The following is a 22,178-nucleotide window of genomic DNA, read 5'->3' on the forward strand; positions in this document are numbered from 1 at the left end:
AGTGCAGTTATGTGAAGATGTCTTAGGCGGAATCAGTAGCGAGCGGCAAAGAATTGAGCACTCATCCCAATCACTTGGACTCAATCAACAACAGCAATCCCAAAACTTAACGGAAAATTTGATTCGAGCAGGTAGAGATCTTGTCAAAGAGATTCAAAGCGCTGGCAGTGCTGCTACCTCAGCTATAGCGGAGGCTAATACCGAAGTCCTGAATCAATCTAGAGCGACAGTAACAGAAGCAGCTCAACTGAAAGAGGAACTGCTGGCAGACCGCGCCACTGTAGAGACAGATCGACAAACGAATGAAAAAGTTTTAAAAGCTTTGTTACAGCGAATTGGGCAGATAACTGGGGGGCTGGAGACAGCGATCTCACAAATCAATGGGGCTAACACGGCGATCGCTAAACTTCAACGCAATACAGTCTGGATTAAATTCGCTGACTGGTTTTCGCCGCTGATGGCTTTGGCTGTAGTAGCGCTAGTTGGTTTTGGTAGTGGCAGTTGGGTGATGTCGCTTAAGTACAATGATTCCACTAATACCTTGGGGCGCAACCTGGTGCAATGGAATCTAGATCGTCTGCTTAAGTGCCGTGAGGACGATAATCCTAAATGCACTCTCTGGATTGTGTCGCCAGAACTAAGGAAGTAGCTCTCGAATTGGGCGCGTTGAGAATAAGTCCTGTCATGCAATTGTTGCAGTTGCTCATCTGATGTTAATTGCGGCTTACCATATATTATTGCATCGAGAACCCTACCAAGATTTGGGGCATCAGTATCTGGATGAGCGTCGCCAGGAGAATTTGGTCAAGCGGTTGTCTCATCGGATGCGCCAACTGGGTGACAACGTTGTTTTAGAACCGCTTTCTACTGCTTGAGCTACAACTTGCCGCTATTTTCAAGAAAGTTATGAAAAGTATTCCTTATCAAAACCGCCCAAAAAAAGGGTTGATAAATCTGACATCTTACTAAACTGCACCTAGTCGCACGAACCCTATATTTTCACCAGCTTTAGCTGCTCTAGCACTTCCAAAGGGTCAATAGGTGATAACTTGTACGCTCTTTTTTTCAGAATCTTCCATACATTGTTTCTACTGCTATTTCATGTATAACCCATGTGGATAAACTGTTAATTGCATCTTCAAAGCATGGTTATAACTGTTTATCCAGTCATAAATAATGCAATATAGCTTTTAATCACATGAGAATAGCATAAGTTAAATTTGCTTACCCAGTCATAAGCCATGTGCTATTAATGTTTAACACATGAAATTAGCATAGCTAACTGCTGTTAATGCCATTTGTGTTTATCTGCTAAAACATTGAAGCCATTTAAATTTACTGCTTTATTGACTTACAACAAGTTGGTTTAAACTTGGTGGTCGCTGTAGAGTCATGTGACAGTAGTTTAGCTCTTACCTTGAGTGCCAATCACTACCCAATGGGTATGCAGCTGGGTACCCATTGGGTAGCGTTGGGTAGTGGTTGGTAGAAAGAACTGGATGTATCACAGCAGATCGCATCAATAATTAGTACCGCACTCTTCAAGTCGGGATAAAATTGGAGTTACTGTATTGTGGTTCTATGGAAGTCACACCAGCTCCGGTCACTCTGGCTTTTGAAGGTCATTCCATCCGCTACTTCGCTTATGACGATGCGATGGAATGGGTGGTGGTTGATGTAGTAGCAGCGGTGAAATTAAGTGGTAGAGCTAAAACTTCTGCCCTAGAAAGGTTAGAGCCGGATGACATAGTGACCAGAACTGCCAACATCCTTGGTAGAAAACAAAAACTCGTCACCGTAACTGAAGCTGGTTTGTACCAATTGCTCTGCCACGGCGACAAAACAATAGCCAAGCGATTCAAGCACTGGTTGTGCCGTGAAGTGTTACTAAGAGTCAATTCGGGTGAAATGGATTCCCAGTTGGCGGCGGCTACTCAACAAATTTACCAACTTAAACAGAAGCTAGAACTAGCGGATGCCACAGCGCAATCGACTCAAACAGCACTTTTTGATGCTAGAGAACGGGCGAAGTGGTCGGAGCGGATGAACGAACTTAGATTGCGCGAACTGGAGCAACAGCGCCAAACGATCGCCTCGCTCAAATCCCAACTCGCCAGCACCCAGACCGAACTCGAACAATGTCAAAAAATCATCGTTCAGACTGCAAGCTTGTTGGGAACGAAAGCGACGGAGATCTATCACGACTCAAGTGACACTGACGAGCAGGGGCAGATCTAGCAGTCTCCCCCTGCGACTCGATGCCACACATCACATTTTTTTATGGTTTAATACCTTTAAGTGTTATCAGGATTAACACGCTCCGAGGGTTAAATGGTAGCGTTGCTGCTCAAATGTCTCAATGTCAACTGATTTCCCCTATATACTGACCAACCACGCACGAAAAAGAATTATGCAACGGGGGATTTCTCTTGACTGGATAGTACGTGTATTAGAAAATCCAGACCACGAGTCACCCGATGCAGAAGACCCAGAGTTATTTAAAGCGTGGGGTTATATTCCTGAGTTGGGAGACCGAGTATTATGTGTTGTCTATAATGAAACCAGCGCTCCCTGGCGAATTGTTACTGCTTACTTCGACCGCGCTCCTTGGAACAGATGATGAAAATAGATTTCGATCCTGAAGTTGATGCCGCTTACCTGCAACTAGATGACACGAAAATTTTGAATTCAGAAGAAGTGGTGCCTGGTGTTGTTTTCGATTTCAATGAGCTTGGCGGCGTAGTAGGCGTTGAGATCTTGGGGGTGAGAAAGAAAAACCCCAGCCATCTATTGAATCTTAAGATTCCATTTCTATGTCCCGATGATAGAAAAGCATTTGAGAGCTTTCTCATGGAACACGCTCAGGTATAAGCTCAAAGCATAACCCTGCGTCACGTCAAGAGCGAAGGCTTCTTCGAGCTTAAAGTTTTATAGTTTAATACCTTTAAGCGTTAATTGTTTACGACTCAAGGCAAACGAAGATAGAATCGAACTGTGGAGAGGGATTGGGGTTTATCTAATTGCATAAAGGTCTAATACCTTTATGAGCTTAAACAATTAAATAATTTAGGGATTAGGTATGTTGAAGGTGGCTGTATTCAATCTCAAAGGCGGCACGGGCAAAAGCACGACAGCTTTAAACCTGGGTTCCGCTCTAGCTAGCCCCAAGCGGAGAGTGTTGTTAATTGACCTGGACGGGCAGCGGACGCTTTCATTTGGCTTGGGGATGGATGGGCAGGGTCCTACAGCACTGGATTGGTTAACTAGCGAGGGGCTATTTACTCCTTTGGCGACAAAAACCAAAAACCTGTCGCTGATTCCTGGGGATATTGGTTTGTTTCGCTTGAATGCGGAAACAGATTTGTTTACTCCGGCACTATCGCGGTTGACTGGTTTCTTCGACGTGGCACTGATGGACTGTCCGCCTTCCTTAAGCGTGGCATCGGTGCAGGCAATCTTGAGTAGCGATCGCGTTTTAGTACCCACCTTGTGTGAACCTGCGGCACTGCGGGGATTTTCCGAAGCGATAACGCTGATTCGAGATGAAAGACCGGATCTACCGATTGAAGCGCTGCGGGTGCGCTATAAGCCGCGACTGGTTCTGACCCGCGAGGCGGATGACTTACTAATCGAGTCGGCTGTGGAAATGAATTATCGGCTTCTACACACGATAATTCCCGAAAATATCAGTGTGGCTGAGTCTATCGCAGTGCAGAAATCGGTTTTAGACTACGCCTCGAAATCAAGTGGCGCGGCATCTTATCAATCTCTGGCTAAGGAATGCAGCAAAATGTGGAGGGTGGCATGACAACTAAAGGATCTCGAATGGGAGGCTTGGGGAAGTTGAGTGACTTTGGCAAAACGAGTCAGCCACAACCAGAACCTTCGTCACAGCCTACTCCATCAAAAGAAATTATTGATAAGTCGCACGCCATCGCGAAGCCAACAGTTGAACAAAAACAACAAAGAGAGCTGGAGAAACTGGTCAACATAAATATCAAAATTACTCGCACTCAGCAGCAATGGTTAGCTGATACGGCGCGAGAAGTGCGCGACAACAACGATACCCCTGTTGCCCCGCCAGATCGCGTGTTCCCCCAACACCTCATCGGTGTAGCCATAGACTTACTACAAGACACCGACATTGACTGGAGCCAAATTAAGAATCTAGAGGATTTGCGGCAAGCACTAAAGCTATAAAGGCTTTATAAGCTAATAGTCTAATACCATAAGGAGATGGGGAGAACCTTCTGCCTCATTCCCCCACTAATGCCAGCGCTCGATCCATTACGCGGTCGGATAAATACATACCAGATAGGCGCAGCTGCTCTAAAACTGGTCGTGCAGCCCCAATCATACCGCGTTGTTTGGCTATCAGCACCAAACCCAGCGTCCCCCTGACTGGAATCCCTAGAGTTGTAGCACAGCGACGGGCTGCTAAATCGTCTACAATCACCGAGAGTGTTGGGATTGACATAGCCCCACGTCAAAACAGCAGATTCGCCTGCTCCTAAATCCCAAGATTGAATTAGCTCTGGTACTGGTGGAGTTTCAACGACGACGAGCCATTCTGTTTGGGCAAGCGCCCTAGCTGTCACGTCCGTTTCTCCATACTGCCCGATCTCCATCGCCACGGCAGCGGGTACGACAATTTCTGGACTTAATAATTGCAATAGATTGAGTAAGCCTGCTTTGGTTAAGAGAATCAGAGGCGAGGCATTAATAGCAGGACGCTCAGCCACGCTCTAACTCCCGTTGCAGGTCGTCAAAGTCTACAGCAAATACATCGACTTGTTCGCGGAAGAGTGCCATGAGAAAGTCTCGACGGTTCAAACCAGCGATAGTAGCGGCTTTCTCCTGGGAGATTTCACTCTTTTGATACCAATAGATCGCAGCAGCCAGCCGCAATTCCCGCACGAATTCCTCTGGAGAACGGCGTAGGGCAGAGAAGACTTCTTCGGGTAGATCTAAAGTGACTTTAGGCATAGGGATATTGAGTATGGTTAGCTTATGGGCGCTAGTATATTGAATCTAGCGTGGGGCGGAAAGCGCTTCAGCCACAGCCTGCCTTTAACAACAGCGTCACAGGGCGATAGCTTTTGTCAATAGTGCTAAAGCTCTCTAATCACGTCGCACCTGCCATATCCTGCGGCGGGCGAATCTGTCCCAAAAATCTATAGGACTGCCCCAAAGCATCGAACAGAGTATAGCGCCGCTCAGTGTTAACCAAATTGGCAACAGCAATGCAACTGTGGACGAAGTAGCCAGCTACCCACTTCCCTGCGCTGGTCAAAATCTCGACTGGTTGAAGCCGACGATTAGCAGGCTGCTTTTGTTGAGCGGTTGGCGTAGTAGGTAATAGATTTGGAGATGGCTCCACAGCAGCAGGAGCCGCATCGCTTTCGGGTGGCGGTGGCGTTTGATGGGTGGCAACTGGATCTACCTGTTGCACCTCTGGCTGTGGCTGATTGTTGAGTTTTTCTGGACTTGGCTCTACAGAGAGCGGTGGATTTGAGTCTAGTTGTGGATTGCAGGCGCTATCAACTGGCGAGTTGGCTTCATCAACAGTGGGTGTCACAGGGTTTTCTTGGGCGTTTGGCTCCTTATCGGTTCGCTCTTGTGTATCCGCGGCATCGGCTAGAGCGGGACCATCAGGAGTCATGATGACACCCTGTGTCTGCTCTACCCAGGCTTTAATGTTGGGGCGCAGGATAATAGCATTCTGCCATGCTACCCGCTTCTGGGCTACCAACTGCTTAAGGGTAGGTGGGATTGGTTGGGTAAGCATTTGTGGCGGTGGCGTGTAGACCTGCACGCCCAAGCTGGCGCTGCCACTAGACTGTCGGGGTTTCCAACCGTACCGCAGCGCGTTGTATAAATACCCAGTTGCATCCTTCACTGTCTTCACGCCTTGAGCCGAATTCTCGCTCAATGCCAAGATCGCACTCTCAAGGTTGTGAGGATTTGAGGCGATCGCAATCTGAAGTCGAGAAGCGTGTAAATCTACATTCAACTGCTCTAGGGTTGCTTGGTACTGCCACAGAATCTCTTGTACTTCCTCGTCCAGTTCTCTTATGCGGATGGGTTTGGGCGGTCGCTGTCTGTCTTGGGGCAGCGATCGCTCAATTCGCTCTTGCGCTGCATTTAACGTCGCTATGTACTGCTGGGTTGCTTTTATCTTTTCATCGCCATCGAGCGATGTCGCGGCGGAAGATTTTTCTCGACTAGAAGACTTTGCCACCCCATTCAAAGCCTTTTGTAGTCGAACAGAGGAAGTCGGGCTGTTTTCTGCAACAGTTGAAATCTTGTCCAGGGGAACTTCTTTGTCCACCTCCTCTCCGTCAATTTTTAAATCAATTGCCGGATTTGATTTGGAAGTATTTGGTAATTCTTTGTATATAGATGAGATTGGCAAAGTTGTAGAATGCATTGTGGCATTATTGCTTGATGCATTTTGCAATGTTGCACAATCGTCGATTTTAGGGAGTTTCAGGCTTTCGGACTCAACAGGAGCGTCGGTCGGGTAGACCAAGGGGGTTGAGTCAGATAAGTGTCTGCCGCGCAGTTGCAGTCCTTTGAGAAATTGCGGCGGACTCTTATAATCGCGGTTGAGATCTAATCCAAGTGGATTCCACCCCGTTTCAACAGCTATACGGTAGTAGTCCAGCGTGCTGTATTTCTTGCGGTCGAACGGGTTGTGGCTGAAGTTGTTGGAGACGACATAGCCTAGTTTCTCTAGAGAGCGCCGGATGCGCCCTACTGTATACTCGGACATCCAAGGGAATTGTTCAAGCCACTCCCAGGCAGTGTTGTAGATCCAATGAAAGCCTTCTTTATATATCCCTACGTCATCCTTTTGTAACCAGTAGTGCAGCTGGGCGACGAACATGGCGTGTCTTTCGCTGCCCAATGCTTGCGCTAGCAGTGGGGGGCAGAGTCTTTCGGTGTGCCAGGTTTTGTGTTCAGAGGGTAGGGGTAGGTCTAATTCGTCGGGGAAATATTTGGGGACTGATTCTACTGCTGTTGCTACTACCATAGTGCCTCTATCGAATGTGTGGCGTGCGACAGAGGCTCTTGGGGTGTCGTTAATACTCGGCTGTCAAGCATTGGGCAAGATTTATCAAATCTTTTCCAACATTTGTCAGTGGTATTAAGTAAAATGTAGGAGCTACGGGTTAGCCTCTGTTGCACGTCTCTCAGTTCGGTGATTAGTCGCCAAACCAATTGCACCGTCTGAGTGTGGGAAAAAATTCCTGCCCCGTAGCATCAATATTCAATTTTTCATACCGAGCGACTCTAGAAGCGCTTCTATGCCTGCAACCAGCTGATTTAGTTGTGCTGCTTGTTCTCCTTGGGCTTTTCGCCCTTTGTACTGCCCAACTCCTTTGAGTTGCTCTAGGATCTGGGCTTTGTAAGAGCTGAGGATTTTCCCAGGCGGTGCGCCTGCTCTTTGGTTAGCAGGGGGATGGTTCCCCTGGCAACCTGCTCGACCAGTTCTGAGCGGGAGACATCCATCGACTCGGCTAAAGCATCCAGGCGTTCGACAGCTGTGGGGGTCAGTGAGATGTTGACGCGCTTTTTATGCTCGTCATACATTTCCGGCTGTCCCTGTATGCCCTTTTGACCTGGAATCCCTTTTTTTCCTGGCATATGCGATCTATTTTGAACGTGGTTTGAGCGCTGTCGTTCGGGCTGTTATGACTATATCACGTCTTGTGTAAAACGCAACCGTTCGATTTTAACCATAGCCTCTGGACTGAACGCCTTGGCTCTGGTTTGCCCCTAACGAATACTGAAGCAAAACCATGATGCCAGATAATCGTCAAATTTTCTAATCGACTCGTCGCTATATTAACCTATCATCGAAGGATAAAGTGGAGTCAACTAGCCTTTGTTGTTTGTCCGCGTCTAGGTCGTGATAAACTGGTTTCCCGACGTGGGACAGCATTGATAAAGACGCGATCGCTCCCCTGACTTGCTCTGGGCGGACTTCTAAGTATTTTTGCAATTCGTCCAACGTGCGGTGTCCAGATACTTCCTGTATGACTCGTAAGGGGATGGAGGTGTCGCTCATGGTCGTGAGTGCGGTGCGCCGGAATGAGTGGGTACTAACCCCTTCTATCCCAACTCGTAAACAGGCTGATCGCAGTATACGAGCAGCGGAATCTGGGTTAATGTGTCCTTTGCCGTGACGACCAGGGAATAGAAACCACTGATAGGATGGGGGGTTGTAATCAACCAGCAAACTCCGCAGTTCCTCGCCCACCCAAATCGTGCGCGTTGCCAGCTTGCCCTTTGTATTGGCTTTGCGAACGATGAGTTCTGGTCGCACTTTTCTTTTTTCGTCGAAGACATCTTTTCGCCTCAAGGTGCAGGCTTCGGCGATCCGGCAGGCGGTATACAGGCAGATGCCAAATAGGGCGCGATCTCTGCTGTTTTGTAGCCCAGAGTTAAATAGCAACTGGATTTCAATTGGGGTGAGTATTTTGGCTCTGCCGTGCCTGTCGATCTTCATCCATAGCCGCTCAGTAGTGATAATTTCCAGGCTACACCTTCATGCCCCCCTGTCATAATGCTTCCAAAAGGCACTTTAGATCCCTCAACCGCTTTTGACCAAACCCGTTGGTCTTGACCATACCATTAGCAAAACTCGTCTCCACCAAGTGGTGCTATCCCTTGCATCACGATTCGGAATTCGGGTGAAATAGTTCACCTTTCCGTTCCCAACTTCTTTTAGCTGGGTAGAGTCGCCTGCTCCAATCCCTAAATTCAGCTTCACTTTTTTGAGCTGCTTCTTCAAGCGTAGCCGCACTCACCCCTAGCCTTCGAGCCAACTGGGTAATGTTTTGGGGAGGCAGTACGGGTGGCGATCCTCCCTGATAGGGCGCTATGAGAGCGCTCTTGAATTGCTGTCTTGACACTTCATCCGATTCTAAAACTGCCAAGCGCCTCTCAAGACGAGCTATTTGGGCTTTTAATGGGGCAGTCGCCTCGTCTAATTCAAGGAACGCGACTCCTTCGCTCCTGGTGGAGCCATCGAAGAACTGCTTGACTATTGCAACAATCGCCGCACTTACGGGAGCGCGATTGGGATTGCATGTACTCGCGTAACTTTTCATGATAAAGGGGTGGCTCTTAGCCTACAACTCTAATATTGTTGGTCGCCATTAGGTATGCTATCCTTGTGCTTGATTCGTGCTACTTCTCCGCCTACTCCTTTTCGCGCTTGTATGCCAAATAAGGTCTTAAGTATGCTGCAAAGCACATACTCGGAGCTAAAAGGAGGGCTGCGACAAGCAACGGAACAATAACGGCACTCAGGCGCGTCAAATAACGGAAGTCACGCCAGCGATGCGTGACTCTCAATTCTTGAGTTAAACTACGCAGCTACAAGCTTCGGGCGATTGGGCGGAAAAAAATAACGGAAGTCGTTTGAGGAAAATAACTTCAATTAGGGGGTATGCCGAAGTAAGTGTAAAATGGGACACGTTATGAAGAAGTATGACAATATTTGCTTTCTTGATTCACGCGCCTTGCCCGTAAACGATTGAAGGGCAATCAAAGTTTGAGACGGTAAAATCAACTTCTTTCATCCTTTGAATTGCTCTGACAACACTTTCATCCTAAACAACATCAACTCTCTACAACTGAATCTCGTCAACAGACGCGCCAACGATTTGAAAGTTGGCGCGAATTGACTAGCACTTCAATTGCTGCTTAATTCTATCTATCCCTCTGCAAAGAGCGAGAAATAGTACCTTTTTTTATTACAGCTAAGTTAACTTGACAATACCAATTAGACCTATTAAAGGTGATGGTTGTGGCTTGTTCGATCCTCTAGGTGACGCGGCGAACGCTTTTGTCATTGTTAATGCTAGTCCTAGCCTTCGAGCCAGAATTTGAAGAAGAATTGCCAACTATTGACATAACTGTACGTATAAACGCTCGAATTCTCATCGCTCGCTCCCAGATTGCACCCGCCACAGACTGGTATAAATGCCATCAAGTGCTAGTAAGTCTTCGTGGTTGCCCTGCTCGACAATTTCACCTCGATCCATTACGTAAATGCAATGACTGTGGCGAATCGTGGATAAGCGATGAGCAATGGCTATGGTCGTGCGATTTTGGGTAATCTTGGTCAGGGATTTTTGAATTGCGGCTTCAGTTTCGTTGTCTACCGCAGAGGTGGCTTCATCCAGAATTAGAATGGGTGGGTCTTTAAGGATTGCACGAGCGATTGCAATTCTCTGACGCTGACCGCCAGAAAGTTTCTGTCCCCGTTCTCCCACAATCGTATCGTACCCTTGCGGTAATTGCACAATAAACTCATGGGCTTCTGCTAATTTTGCTGCTTGGACGATTCGATCGCGACTAGCATCGAAACTGCCATAACGAATGTTTTCAGCAACCGTACCATGAAACAAAAACACATCTTGACTTACCCAGCCGATACAACGTCGCAGATCGAATAAGTTGAGTTCTCGAATGTCTATGCCATCGATCGAAATGCATCCGCTTTGCATTTCATAAAAGCGCAACAAGAGTTTAACGAGTGTACTTTTACCTGAACCTGTTGCACCGACAACGCCGATTGTAGCTCCCGCTGAGACGTGCAAGGACAGATTTTTGAGAACGCTGTTGTGACTGTTATAAGCAAACGTAATGACATCAAACTGCACTTCTCCACGAATTGTACTGAGCGGCAGTGGATGATTGCCTGCGGGAATGGCGCTCGGTGTATCGAGTAACCCCATCACGCGACGGACAGATGCCATCGCCCGTTGATACTCGTCCATCAGTTCGCTCAGGTCGGTGAAGGGCCACAACAATCGCTGAATGACGAACACCAGAAAGCCATAGGTGCCTGCGGATAAACGATCGCTGGCAACGGCAATACCACCCAGAAATAGCGTCGCCGTGAACCCAACCAAAATCACGATGCGAATCAAGGGCACAAAGGCGGCAGAAAGGGCGATCGCCCTACCATTACTACGACGATAGGCTTCACTTTCATCAGTGACGCGATCGCGTTCGTAGGCTTCAGCCGTGAAGCTTTTGATGGTGGCAATACCAAATAGATTGTTGGCTAACCGGCTGCTAATCAATCCGCTTTTCTCTCGCACATCAGCATAGCGCGGCTCCAGCTTAGTCTGGAATACCATCGACCCCCACAGGACAAATGGAATCGGTAACATTGCCAGCCAGGATACACCCGGAGCTAGAGCAATGAATGTACTGCCCACGAAGAGAACGGTGGTGAGAAAGTGAAGAAGATCGTGAGCACCAAAGTTGAGAAACCGTTCCAGTTGATTGATGTCATCATTCAACACTGATAGCAGCATCCCCGTACTGCGTTCCTCAAAGTAGCTCAACTCTAATTCTTGGAGATGACTGTAGGTATCGACTCGCAGTTCATGCTGAAGCGTTTGAGCTAGATTACGCCATAGCCGACTGTAGAGGTATTCCGTCAGCGATTCTAAGCTCCAAATTAGTAGTGTCAGGAAAGATAAAATTGCCAGTTGCCCCGTAATACTAGTGATGCCGAATCGGGCAATTAGGGAATTTTCTTCATTAACGACCACATCAATGGCAATGCCAATCAAGTAGGGGGGTGCCAGATCGAAGATGGTGTTGAGAATGGAGTTGGCGATCGCGTTCCAGACCTGTGTGCGGTGAGGTTTGGCGTAAGTTAGCAGTCGCAGGAGGGGAAGACGGCTCATATCAGGAGAAGGCTAAGCACGATAAAATTTAGGTTGAAACGTTCATGAGATAAAGGATATTAGAGCTGCCACGATAGGATTAATGCTGCCTTGATTAAGAATCAAATTTATATGGTCAAAGATCGGTTTCATGACGTTGTTAGAACGGCTCTGGAGAAAGAGGGCTGGCAGATTACAGCCGATCCCTAGAAATTGTTGAGCCAGATCGCCAGCTTTATTTGGCGGTACGAGAGCCGATTTACAAAAGTTTCTTTAAGCGACGATTTGTTGTAGCTGCAATCAGGCGATATCAACTGCGATTGATTATTTACGATGTGCAACAGGATGTTATTGTTCAATGGATATAGAGCAATATCGGCAATACATTCGACAACTCCTTTCAGAACGGCGAGAGCGTGCTTCAGATCAACAAAATGCGCCAGAATACGAGGTGCAAACTGTTTCTGATACCGAGCAGGATGTAGGTTGGCGGGAAAATAAACGAGAGTTTGGCTGTATTTTGCATCTCGATATTAGAGGTGGAAAAATTTGGATTCAGAATGATGGAACGGAAGTAGGAATTGCCAATCAACTAGTTGAACTAGGTGTACCTAAACAAGATATCGTGTTGGCGTTTCATGAACCTACTGTGTGTCATTTTACTGGTTTCGGCACGGGTGAAATAAACACACTAGAAAGCAAGAAAATTGAAGTTTAGCAATGTATAGTTGAATCTCCTCATTCCACTGCTTTGTTTGAGTAAGCAGTTGCCATCGGCAGGTTGATTTTCGGGTTGTTCCTCGAAAAAGTGATGACAGGATTGACAGACAAAAAAGGGTGTTTTTGGGCATGAGTTTAAGGTGTAGTGAAGATGTATTTGAATAGGTCATTAATTACTGAATTTTTGTGACATTAATCGTGCTTCCTTCAAGATGAGAATTCATCCAGCTTGCAGTAAATATTTAGAAATCTCGTCCAGTAACTTATTCATTCCCAAAGGACCATACGCCTCCCATATAACCGGATCGACAACATAAGCTGTTTTATTTTGAACTGATTTCAGGGAAGCTATCAAAGGATTTTGAAAGTAAAAAGATGGTGGCTTATTGTCAACATTAATAATGAATAAAATATCAGCATCATATTTATTTATGATTTCAGTGCTAATGGTGAGCCACGTACTTTGTTTTAGAAACACTGGTTTAAGACTCACTCTAAGGTCATTTAAAGCTTGAAAGAAGCCTGCGTAACTTGGTGGTATCAAAAAATTACCACCATTATACACAACGGCGGAAACCTCTAGTTCGTTTAGCCGTTCGCCTAAAGTCTCTCGTACTTTTCTAACCTTTCTTTGGTATTGATCGAGAAGTTCATCTACCTTTTCCTGTCGATTTACTAGTTGAGCAATAAATTGAAGATTCTCCTTAAAAGAGAATTTAGTTTTCTCACGTTCCTCTGGTATTGCTGGTGCAATATCAGATATATGCTTGTACATATACTTTTGCCAATCAGCGAACAAGATCAAATCTGGTTTGAGCATATAGATTTTTTCTAGAGAAGGCTGTACTACAGTACCTACTATTTCAAGTCCTTTAACCTCGTCTGCGGATAAGCCATTGAAATACTTTCTTCCTCCCCAGTCAATTGCTGTCGTACCGACTGGTTTAAAACCAAGTGATAATAACGGATCTAGTGTATAGGAAGGATCTAATACAACAATACGTTGCGGATTTGGGGGAATACAGGCTTCACCAAACTTATGTTGAATGACTCGACACTCAGAAGAAGTTGGTAAAATAGAGATTTTTGGGGTAACTTGTCGATGGCAAGCTGTAATGATTAAAAGAAAGGAAAAAGCTATTAGAAAGAATGACTTAATCAAACGATATATTTGGTCTCTCATCGCTGATTTTTGTGAATTTATCACAAAGTTAAACTGTTTTTAGCATAATAGTGAACCAATAACCAATAAAATGCTGTGAGTTAAAATTCCCAACTGATGGAGCCAGTGATAGTAAAAGGCTCACCTCTCAAAACATTAACTCGTCCTCCAACAGGGAAAGCAACATAATCTATGTCAAATAGATTACGGACGTTAATTGCAGCCTTAAAGCGATCGCGACGGTAGAAAAGTGCTGCATCAGTTCTAAAATAACTGTCTAATTGAAATGAGTTATCCAAATCGCCTTGTCTTTCACCGATATAAAACAGACCTAGCCCAAATCCCAAACCTTGCAAACTACCTTTCTGGATCTCGTATGTTGTCCAGAGGCTAGCTTGATTGTCTGGCACGTTTACTAATCGATTGCCGACTGGAGTGGTGTTATCTTCAGTCACTTCAGCATTGGTGTAAGCGTAGGCAGCAGTCACATTCCATCCAGGTAAAATCTCGCCCGTGATATCCAACTCAATTCCTCGACTCCTTTGCTCCCCTACCTGAATGGAGAAATTAGGGTTATTTGGATCGTCTGTTGTCACATTTGTCTTAGTAAGATGATAAGCTGCCAACGTGGTCGAAAGCCTGCTTTCTAGAAAGTCAGCTTTAACTCCTGCTTCATATTGCGTGCCTTTGGTCGGCTCGAACGCTCTCCCATCAGGGTTGAATCCCTGAGAAGGGTTAAAGGAGCGACTGTAGCTGGCATAGAGAGAAACTGTGTCGCTGGGTTGATACACCAAGCCAATGCGTGGGCTAAAAGCACCATCGTTTTGTACTGGCTCATTAGTCTCATTAAGAAGGTTTTCATTTTCATCAGATACCCAATCATATCGACCACCAACCAGTAGCTTCCAGCGATCGCTAAAAGCAATTTGATCTTGAAGAAAGATCCCGTAAGATCTAATTTTTCGGTCAGAAAAAGTAAGCGGAACAAGTTCGGATGGCAGCAAAATATTATAGTTTGGATTGAGAAGATCTAAAGGAGGTAGATTAGTAACAGAAAAGTCTGGAGGGAGTGAACCTATTGAGTAGGCGGAATATCTCAAAGGATTGAAGAAGTGATTAAAATCAAAGCCCGCTAGAAGTTGGTGCGAAATCGAACCTGTATTAAATTTTCCAAGTAGATCGATCTGCCCAAAATAGTTTTCTGTATCATTCCCATTGGCATCGCCTCCAAAAAGTTCTAGAAAACGGTCATCCACTAGTCTAAGAGGAAAAGCTCGCTTCTCTCTTGAGTCAGTCCAAGTTACAGCAAGATTATTACGAAGTCGCCAGTTCTCACTAAAATTGTGATTTAGCGTGTAGCCTAGCCTTTGAGTCGTAGTATTGAACAGGTCAAGAGCGGGATAGCCTGTATACAAGTCACGACGTACCAGATCGCCATCGCTGAAAATCAAACTTTGTGGAATAAAGGGATTTGCAAAGAAATGAACATACTCATAGTAAAGATCTAGCTTTGTTCGATCTCCCAATTTGAAAGTAAGTGAAGGTGCAATTGTAGTTAAGTTTAGATCGACGAACGGTTGATAAGAATCTGAATGTTGATAGCTAGCGATGAATCGGTAGAGAACATCTCCGTTATCATCTAAAGGTCCGGAGAAATCGATGCTAGGCTGGTAAAACCCATAGTTTCCTACCTCAAGTTCAAATTTGTAATAGGGTTCAGCGAGCGGCTGCCGAGTAACTACATTAACGACTCCACCAGGTTCTAGCGCCCCAAATAGAACTGATGCTGGGCCTTTGAGGACTTCCACTTGCTCGACTGTGCCAATTCCTGTGAGATCGGTGTAAACAGAATCTCGAAAGCCGTTTCGGAAATTTGCAGCACCGCCATCAAATGCTTGATTAAATCCTCTAATGATTCTGCTCCCCGCCGGCGCGCCGGACTGGCCTCCACCACTGACTACTCCACTGACAGTTTCCACCGCCTGATTCAGGTCTTGCACGTCGCGATCCTCTAATACTTGTCGCGGTACGACTTGAATCGATTGGGGAATATCTCGAAGTGGGGTATCGGTTCGCGTTGCCGTAGTTGCATTAGAAGGGTTATATCCCTCATCCTGCTCCCCCGTCACCACGATCTCCTCCTGAATCGCGTCTTCCTCTGCCACATCTCCCGTATCCCTCAGCGTCACCGCCAGCACCAACCCTTGTGCTTCTGCTGTCACCTTGGCAGTTGGCGGCGCATCCGTTCCCGTAATGGCAACCCGCACTCGATCGCCTGGCAAATCCGTCACGCTCACTAGCGCAATCCCTTCAATCGGGTTTGCCTGCGAGAACTCTTGGGCGATCGCTGCATTGGGAATATCTGCGATCAGCGCCTTGCCCACCACACGAGTTTTTGGCACTTCCAGGGAGCCGTCTAACGTTTCCAGCATCACCTGCAAGCCCGCCTCGGTTGCCTCCACTCGCACTCCGGTAATTTGCACCAGCGAGGCTTCAATTTGTGCCACCCATGCTCCGACGGTGGTTGTAGGTTGTTCCATTTCACTTAGCTGCGGCACCGCCAAAACAGAGGAGAACGACTGTTGAGGAGCAGAGACACCGCCCCGTTCGGGTCGGTCTGCCGACGTATTTCTCAATTCCAGAACCTTGTCGCGCTCTACCTCTGGTTGCTGGTCAATTCTGCCGATTCTCTGGCGAGACGGCAAGCCGATCGCCTCCTGTGCCTTGGCTGGCATCCCTGCATTCATTACAGCACTCAATAGTCCCAGTGCGAATGCCCATTGAACGATCGCCCAAACCTTACTGACCACCATAGTTGTTTTCATACACCAGTCAACCAGATTTTCTCAATTGCGAGAAGTTTTTATTTAGTAGAACTGAGTGTAAACAGAAGGCGATCGTCAAATCTACTCCAAACCTACACCATCACCCCAAGATTCTATTTTTCAGAAGTTTTTTGATTCAAGGAACGATTTTTCTGCCTCGAACACAGTCACTTGGAGTGATGCCAAACTGCCGCTTAAACGCTGCTGCAAATTGAGCCGAGTTCGCATAGCCCACGCGATTCGCCACTTCAGCCACCGTGGAGTGGGGTTGCCGTAACAAGCGTTCAGCCTGCTCCATGCGTTGCTGAGTCAGATAGGCAAAGGGTGTGACTCCAAACAGCGATCGAAACCCCTTATGTAGGGTACAGTGACCAACTCCTACTTGCCGCGCCAGTTCAAGTTGCGAAGGGGGATGTTCTAAGTGCGATCGCAAAATTTCTGCGGCACGGTGAATCCGAGCGATCGTACTGGGTTTGAGAGAGGTGTCTGGCGCAGACGCACATTCACCCATCATGCTATGAAGTTGGAGCGCGATTAACTCAAACACCTTGCCCTGCAAATAGAACCGCTTTGCTGCCCCCAAAAATGGACAGTCAACGATTTGCTGCACCACCGATCGCATTGCCCCTGAGGTTTTAGTCGAAAACGTCTGCTGCCAGTCGTCCCCTTGCACTAATGGTTGCAGTTCTGGGAGCAATTCTCCTGTCGGCGTAGCAAAAAACTGCTTCAATAGGTGCGGCTGCAAGTGAACGTCCAGACCAACTTGGGGTTTCGCAGGATGAAATGATGTTACTGCCGGTTGAATGCCACTGCCGCCAATGTAGCTTTGGGTTGCATCCAGGTAGAGAAAATGCCCGCTATCAATAACTCCCGACAGGTGAACCATAAACTGTACCAAGTGCCGATTCTCCACCCCTCGAATCGTTAGGTTGTTGTAGGTTGCGTTGAAAATACACAAATCCAAACCTGGGTGTAGCTCCATTTCGCGGTGATAACCGCTGCCCAGTAATGATGGCATTGTATAGATGGCTTCCAGGCGATCGATCGAAGTCACAGGCGGACACTGCTGCTCGGTTTCTATCCAGATTTCATCGACTTCTTGTATAGTCAAGTCAAGAGTCATGAGGGACAAGAAGATTTTAAGATTTAATAAGAATTAGTTTCAATAATCTCTAGTTATCGTTGAGAAGTCAAGGGATTTAACCTCATAGATTTAAATTCTACCTCGATGAACCCTGAGGGCATTGAGTTAAACTAAGCCGGAAAGTCGCCCCCTGACTCGACGTTGACAAACCGTGCATGAATTGTTGAATTCACACGGCTCCTCAATAAAGGTGTGCTTGTCACGCACACCTATAAATATCAGAGTTAGAAGGGATTAAGGTTGAGATAATCCTCATATATCTAGGGGTGTTAGTATCATCGGAACAAAAAACAGAGTTAAGGATTTTATTCCTGTGATAACGATAAAAAAGCAGGCTTTTAGATCTTTCCTGTATCCCTTGTTCCGGCAGGGATTCTGCGTTTTATGACTGTGATAAAAGTTCTTATCACAGGAATTTTGGGTAAACGAACCTACTGTTTTAGTAGTTGCTAAAAAGACCAAGTAGCAAGGATTTCGAGCCTACCCCAGTTTTCTGTTCCATTGCTACTCGCACGCCGTTTATTGAAACCAGTTATCAATAATTCTCTAACCAGATGCGGTATGATTGGCAACATTCGCCGATGATGGTTAAGTGTGGGGGCAGTAGGTGAAATTACAGCAATTAGAGTATTTCTAGCAGATTCTATTAGTAATAAGTTCTATTTGGCTAGGCGTTGCTACCGGAGCGACTGCTCAGCCAGTGCCTATCCAGGAGGGACAGAGCCAATCTGTTGCGCAGATACTACGCGATTCCCGAACGACTCCCCATCTACCTAGAGTCAGTGAGAGCGAGCGTCCCATAACCAGCGCTCAAATGCTCGTGCAGTCAACAGCCCCAGCCACAGGAGGCATGCATATCCTGATGTAGATGAAAATGTTCGCCTAGTGGTCGCCCCCGCATCTGGTACGACCCCTAATGTTATCCTAAGCGCTTTCGATTTCGCCCAACTTAACGTTGCCTTGAGCGAAAGTTGATTGAGACTGCCGTTGCCTTGAGTTCTGGAGCAAGTCAAAACTCAACTACACACTCAGGTTGGCATTTGGTAACAACCGAAGCGCAAGTTTTGCCTCATATAGGTCATCCTACAGGCTCAATCCCCGCTCCGGTTTGAGTTGGCGTTGTGGTGGCTGTTTGTGCTGTTGCTGCGACAAATTAAACATATTCTTTAGCTCCTCGTTCCAATCAATAGCTTTTGGTTTTTTGCGTACCGAATTAGGCAACTGCTCCATCACTCTCTGCGCCATTAAATTACCAGGAGAGTCATTATCATAAGCAACAATAACTGACTTGTTTGGTAGCTGTCGGAAAAATTCTAGCGGCACAACACCAGCTCCATCAGTAGATAAATAAATCGTCTTGTGTGAATCAGTGCGGTCTAACACGGCGAATGACATCGCATCAATCGGAGACTCTACCAACACTACTCGTTGAATTGGGTCGCTTGATTGTCCTCCAATTTGGAAGTGAAACCATCCAGCATTTCGTTTAGATCCAAGCGCTAATCCTTTGAATGCGTTGTCGAATCCGGTTGTGCCTCTCAGTGTTGCTCCAGAGATCGTCTCCTCATCTAGAGAGCGACGAATAAACACAGCATTTTGTTTGTCATCTGCATAAACTAAGCCCTGTTGATGTAAGGCATCCACCATAGCAGCAGGGAGTCGGCGCTCGCGGGTGAGATATGTTTTCACAATCTGCCACTTGCTTTCATCTTGCTTTGGAGGAACAAACTGACGTGGCGGTTCCTTTTGAATAATGTCTCTAGTTTGATAGGCAACAGCAGTTAGCGTCGCCCCTTCCCCAAATCTGTCATTGAGCCAAGCAACTGCCTGTTTGAATTCACACTGAAGTACGTGCATCGCCAAGTCAATTGCACCGCCACCACCTTTAGTATGCTGCCAGTCATAAAACTTGCTGCCAGTGATATTGATTATGTGATTTTCGTGCTTCCACTTATGCTTGTCTTTGAGGTCTGGGTCTAGACCCAGTTCATAGGCAACTTGTTCTAGAGGTAGGTCGCGGACTTTGTTGGCAACGTCTGTGTATAAAGTTTTCCAGTTTTCGATCTCCCGTTTCTGGGCGTGTACCGTGGATTCCAAATCACTCAGGCGCTGCTGTAAAACTTCCTTTTCTCTGGCAAGTGCTTTAGCGGTGCGCTCTAGATCTTCTTTTTCTTTGATTGCTCGTTGGCGGTCTGCTAATTGGTGATGGATAGTTGCTATGTCTAGCGTCAAGTCTGGTGGTTGGGTGACAGCTGCATAATATTCCTTGACTTCTGTATGGGTAGCTCTGCTGCCTTTAATGCCGCGCTCCAGTCCTAGTGGAGCCATTGCTCTTGCATAGCTATCTTGGAACTTGCTAAGTTTCTCCCGTCCGCCAAACAACGCCCGACAGTTGAGTTTACCTTTTTCATCTAGGGGAACAAGATAGGCGTGAATGTGTGGGGTGGCTTCATCTAAATGCAACTCGGCTCTAACAATCCGGTCGCCATACTTTTCAAGAAGCCATTGATGCACTGCCTGTTGGAAATTCTCTAGTTGCTGCTTTTGATAATATCCGGCTCGACCAGGCTCGTCAGGTCGGAAGTATTCTGGGCTAGCTGTTAAAACCATTTCCACGCACTCTACAGCATTGGAGCGAATCGTCTGCTCGCCGATGCGCTGCCTGACTAAAGTTTCCAAGTCAGGAGGACTGAGTGTGTCTGGTTGACCGATAAACCGGAGATTTTGAATTTCTGGGTTGGCGTTTGGAGTTTCTCGTTGCCTTTTGGTATGCTGTTCTGAGGCGGCAATACCCCCACCTTTGAGTTTGGCAATGCGAGCGATGGCATGAGGCATATTCTTTTTCCCAGTAGCACTTACCCACTGTGGCGCTTGACGAGGCGATGGAGTAGTTGCCCCGCTCCCGCGAACGCAACAATTTTAGCGCAGCGATGCCGTTAGGCAAAAATTGTGTAGTGAGTACACCAAGATCTAAGACTACTGGGAAAAGAAATAGCAGTAGCCGAGGTCTGGACTAGGATTGAAGGGATGGTGTCCAGCGGCTACTGGGAAAAATCATAGATGTTATAGGGCTGGGGAAAGGTTGCTCTAGGGATGGTTGGTCAAACTTAACTTATCTTTACTCGCTTCAATTTCTCACTTTGGAATAAGTCCGCTAGACTTACCTTATGTAAGTCGGTGTTGGTATGCCTCCTAAGCAGACAGTAATTGACATTGATGAGGATAAACTCAAGTTGATTTTATCGAAGATAGAGGCGCGGACTCCGACTAAGCCGAAACAGGGGATGACGCTTAGAGAAGTGATTATGAAATCGAAGGCGATGATTAACAAAGCCTTGAAGCGTGGCTATACCTATGATGAAATTGCGGCTATCCTCACAGAGGAAGGAATCAGTATTAAAGGAGCGACGCTGAAGCAGTACCTAACTGAATCGAAAAGTAAAAGAAGTAAAACTACTCCAACTGGGTCAGCGGTAGAGCCAACGACTGCAACTGGAAAATTGTCATCACAACCAGAGAGCGAGCTAGACAATAGCTCGGAGGCAGAGCCAAAGGTAGAGGCGAGAGCGGATATCAAAACAGAGACTAAATCGGATATCAAAACAGATACAAAAACTTCGGCTAAACCTAAGTCAGTTGTCCGAGGTAAGTTTGCGGACATTCCTAGTAATGATGAGTTGTAGTAGAGAAATATTCTATGGCAAGTAAACAAGAGCAAGAATTAATTTCTGCCCTCAAGCGGCTCATCTTTATTTACGGTGACAAGGGTGGGGTAGGTAAGTCGGCAGTTGCTCGGTTATTGCTTGATATCTATCGCAGCGAGTCTGTGCCTTGTCAGGCGATTGATTCCGATACGAGCAATGCTGACTTGTATCGCTGCTACAAACGGGTAGGAGATCAAGCACAAGAGATTGCTCTTGGTGAACCGGATGCGGTCGAGCGGGTAGATTTTACCGTCAGGGGAGAGGCAGATTATTTAATTGATAGCTTGGGAGATTACAGCGAATTGATTCTGGTGGATCTGCCAGCGAGATCTAGGGATGCGTTTACGACTTTCATCCGCGAATTAGACCTATTGAATGTAGCGACTGAATCCGGCTATCGAGTCACTATCATTCATGTCTTGGGGAAAACTAGGAGTTCGGTCAGTGCGCTGAAGGATGTGGTCGAACTGTGTGGGGATGGCGCTGATTATGTGGTGGTGAAAAACTTGCTGTTTGGGGAGCCGCACACTTTTACTCGCTACGATGCATCCCAGACGCGGAAGAAGGTAATCGAGCAGTTGGGTGGAGTCGAGCTAAATCTGCAAGAGATGTTTTGGACTTCCTGGGATGTGATTGAGGATAACGATTTGCCTTTCTGTTGGGCGGCAGATGCACAAAAGACAATCCTTCAGCGCAGCCAACGCACGCGGGCTTATCGCTGGCTGGCAGATATGACATCAGAAGTGAAAAAAGCGTCTACTTATTTGGGGATAGGTGAATGAGTTTTATTGATGACAACTATTTAGACGGCATCATCACTCGGATGACGGCAGAACACAAAGAGAAGATCGTGCGGACGGCGAAGCGGTTAAACTTGCCGGATGATGATGTGCTGTTTCTGTATATTGGTGCAGTGGAATATAC

22 protein-coding genes and 1 pseudogene are annotated in these 22,178 nt (G+C 46.6%); 12 read left to right on the forward strand and 11 right to left on the reverse strand.

The features are described 5' to 3' along the window. The 7 genes from N4J56_RS39795 to N4J56_RS39825 all read left to right on the forward strand — a co-directional run. Window positions 1-649: hypothetical protein (locus N4J56_RS39795; RefSeq protein WP_317112541.1), on the forward strand; the 649-nt coding region annotated here is incomplete at its 5' end. A 61-nt stretch (window positions 650-710) separates the two neighbouring features. Beyond that, window positions 711-875 (forward strand): hypothetical protein, encoded by a 165-nt coding sequence (locus tag N4J56_RS39800; RefSeq protein ID WP_317112543.1) that lies wholly within the window; start codon window positions 711-713, stop codon window positions 873-875. 706 nt (window positions 876-1,581) lie between these two features. Then, window positions 1,582-2,238, forward strand: a complete 657-nt coding sequence (locus tag N4J56_RS39805; RefSeq protein ID WP_317112545.1) for a BRO family protein — start codon at window positions 1,582-1,584, stop codon at window positions 2,236-2,238. A gap of 121 nt (window positions 2,239-2,359) precedes the next feature. Continuing rightward, window positions 2,360-2,620 (forward strand): DUF4258 domain-containing protein, encoded by a 261-nt coding sequence (locus N4J56_RS39810; RefSeq protein ID WP_317112546.1) that lies wholly within the window; start codon window positions 2,360-2,362, stop codon window positions 2,618-2,620. Further along, window positions 2,617-2,871: a DUF2283 domain-containing protein gene (locus N4J56_RS39815; RefSeq protein ID WP_317112547.1), complete on the forward strand. Its 255-nt coding sequence runs from the start codon at window positions 2,617-2,619 to the stop codon at window positions 2,869-2,871. Before N4J56_RS39810 ends, N4J56_RS39815 begins: the two co-directional genes overlap by 4 nt. A 208-nt stretch (window positions 2,872-3,079) precedes the next feature. Next, window positions 3,080-3,808, forward strand: a complete 729-nt coding sequence (locus N4J56_RS39820; protein WP_410500861.1) for a ParA family protein — start codon at window positions 3,080-3,082, stop codon at window positions 3,806-3,808. Then, window positions 3,805-4,200, forward strand: a complete 396-nt coding sequence (locus tag N4J56_RS39825; protein WP_317112550.1) for a hypothetical protein — start codon at window positions 3,805-3,807, stop codon at window positions 4,198-4,200. The genes N4J56_RS39820 and N4J56_RS39825 overlap by 4 nt, the downstream gene beginning before the upstream one ends. Before the next feature lie 55 nt (window positions 4,201-4,255). Here the strand turns inward: N4J56_RS39825 and N4J56_RS39830 are convergent. The 7 genes and pseudogenes from N4J56_RS39830 to N4J56_RS39860 form a co-directional block, all read right to left on the reverse strand. After that, window positions 4,256-4,742, reverse strand: a pseudogene (locus N4J56_RS39830) (DUF3368 domain-containing protein). Further along, window positions 4,735-4,986 (reverse strand): UPF0175 family protein, encoded by a 252-nt coding sequence (locus N4J56_RS39835; protein WP_317112553.1) that lies wholly within the window; start codon window positions 4,984-4,986, stop codon window positions 4,735-4,737. Before N4J56_RS39835 ends, N4J56_RS39830 begins: the two are co-directional and overlap by 8 nt. A 139-nt stretch (window positions 4,987-5,125) precedes the next feature. Beyond that, window positions 5,126-7,036 (reverse strand): hypothetical protein, encoded by a 1,911-nt coding sequence (locus N4J56_RS39840; protein WP_317112555.1) that lies wholly within the window; start codon window positions 7,034-7,036, stop codon window positions 5,126-5,128. Between the two features lie 359 nt (window positions 7,037-7,395). Beyond that, window positions 7,396-7,650: a CopG family transcriptional regulator gene (locus tag N4J56_RS39845; RefSeq protein ID WP_317112556.1), complete on the reverse strand. Its 255-nt coding sequence runs from the start codon at window positions 7,648-7,650 to the stop codon at window positions 7,396-7,398. A gap of 196 nt (window positions 7,651-7,846) precedes the next feature. After that, entirely contained in the window at window positions 7,847-8,515 is a 669-nt protein-coding gene (locus tag N4J56_RS39850) for a site-specific integrase (RefSeq protein WP_317112558.1), read from the reverse strand. A 166-nt stretch (window positions 8,516-8,681) separates the two neighbouring features. Then, window positions 8,682-9,119: a hypothetical protein gene (locus N4J56_RS39855; protein ID WP_317112560.1), complete on the reverse strand. Its 438-nt coding sequence runs from the start codon at window positions 9,117-9,119 to the stop codon at window positions 8,682-8,684. An 834-nt stretch (window positions 9,120-9,953) separates the two neighbouring features. Next, on the reverse strand, window positions 9,954-11,720 hold the full coding sequence (locus N4J56_RS39860) for an ABC transporter ATP-binding protein (RefSeq protein ID WP_317112562.1): 1,767 nt from the start codon (window positions 11,718-11,720) through the stop codon (window positions 9,954-9,956). A 111-nt stretch (window positions 11,721-11,831) separates the two neighbouring features. On the opposite strand from N4J56_RS39860, the gene N4J56_RS41775 reads away from it, so the two are divergent. From N4J56_RS41775 to N4J56_RS39865, 3 genes are read left to right on the forward strand one after another with little or no spacing between them, the layout of a single operon-like run. Then, window positions 11,832-11,909 carry an element excision factor XisH family protein gene (locus N4J56_RS41775; protein WP_410500863.1) on the forward strand — a complete coding sequence of 26 codons (78 nt, stop codon included), beginning with the start codon at window positions 11,832-11,834 and terminating at the stop codon, window positions 11,907-11,909. A gap of 29 nt (window positions 11,910-11,938) precedes the next feature. After that, a complete protein-coding gene (locus N4J56_RS41780; protein WP_410500862.1) occupies window positions 11,939-12,067 on the forward strand; it encodes an element excision factor XisH family protein in 129 nt (42 codons plus the stop codon). After that, complete coding sequence (locus N4J56_RS39865) at window positions 12,058-12,417, forward strand: XisI protein (RefSeq protein ID WP_317112563.1); 360 nt, start codon at window positions 12,058-12,060, stop codon at window positions 12,415-12,417. The genes N4J56_RS41780 and N4J56_RS39865 overlap by 10 nt, the downstream gene beginning before the upstream one ends. Window positions 12,418-12,639: 222 nt before the next feature. On the opposite strand, the gene N4J56_RS39870 is transcribed toward N4J56_RS39865, so the two are convergent. From N4J56_RS39870 to mobV, 4 genes are all read right to left on the reverse strand, one after another. Next, window positions 12,640-13,602, reverse strand: a complete 963-nt coding sequence (locus tag N4J56_RS39870; RefSeq protein ID WP_317112564.1) for an iron-siderophore ABC transporter substrate-binding protein — start codon at window positions 13,600-13,602, stop codon at window positions 12,640-12,642. Between the two features lie 80 nt (window positions 13,603-13,682). After that, window positions 13,683-16,406, reverse strand: coding sequence for a TonB-dependent siderophore receptor (locus N4J56_RS39875; protein ID WP_317112565.1), 2,724 nt, complete (start codon window positions 16,404-16,406; stop codon window positions 13,683-13,685). 136 nt (window positions 16,407-16,542) lie between these two features. Continuing rightward, complete coding sequence (locus N4J56_RS39880; protein ID WP_317112567.1) at window positions 16,543-17,529, reverse strand: AraC family transcriptional regulator; 987 nt, start codon at window positions 17,527-17,529, stop codon at window positions 16,543-16,545. Between the two features lie 1,104 nt (window positions 17,530-18,633). Then, a complete protein-coding gene (gene mobV / locus N4J56_RS39885) occupies window positions 18,634-20,385 on the reverse strand; it encodes a MobV family relaxase (RefSeq protein ID WP_317112569.1) in 1,752 nt (583 codons plus the stop codon). Between the two features lie 350 nt (window positions 20,386-20,735). Between mobV and N4J56_RS39890 the strand changes: the two genes are divergently transcribed. Further along, a complete protein-coding gene (locus N4J56_RS39890; RefSeq protein ID WP_317112570.1) occupies window positions 20,736-21,233 on the forward strand; it encodes a hypothetical protein in 498 nt (165 codons plus the stop codon). A gap of 14 nt (window positions 21,234-21,247) precedes the next feature. Then, window positions 21,248-22,036, forward strand: a complete 789-nt coding sequence (locus N4J56_RS39895) for a hypothetical protein (protein ID WP_317112572.1) — start codon at window positions 21,248-21,250, stop codon at window positions 22,034-22,036. Window positions 22,037-22,178: the final 142 nt, after the last annotated feature.

This window comes from Chroococcidiopsis sp. SAG 2025 (genome assembly GCF_032860985.1).
Taxonomy (GTDB): Bacteria; Cyanobacteriota; Cyanobacteriia; order Cyanobacteriales; family Chroococcidiopsidaceae; genus Chroococcidiopsis.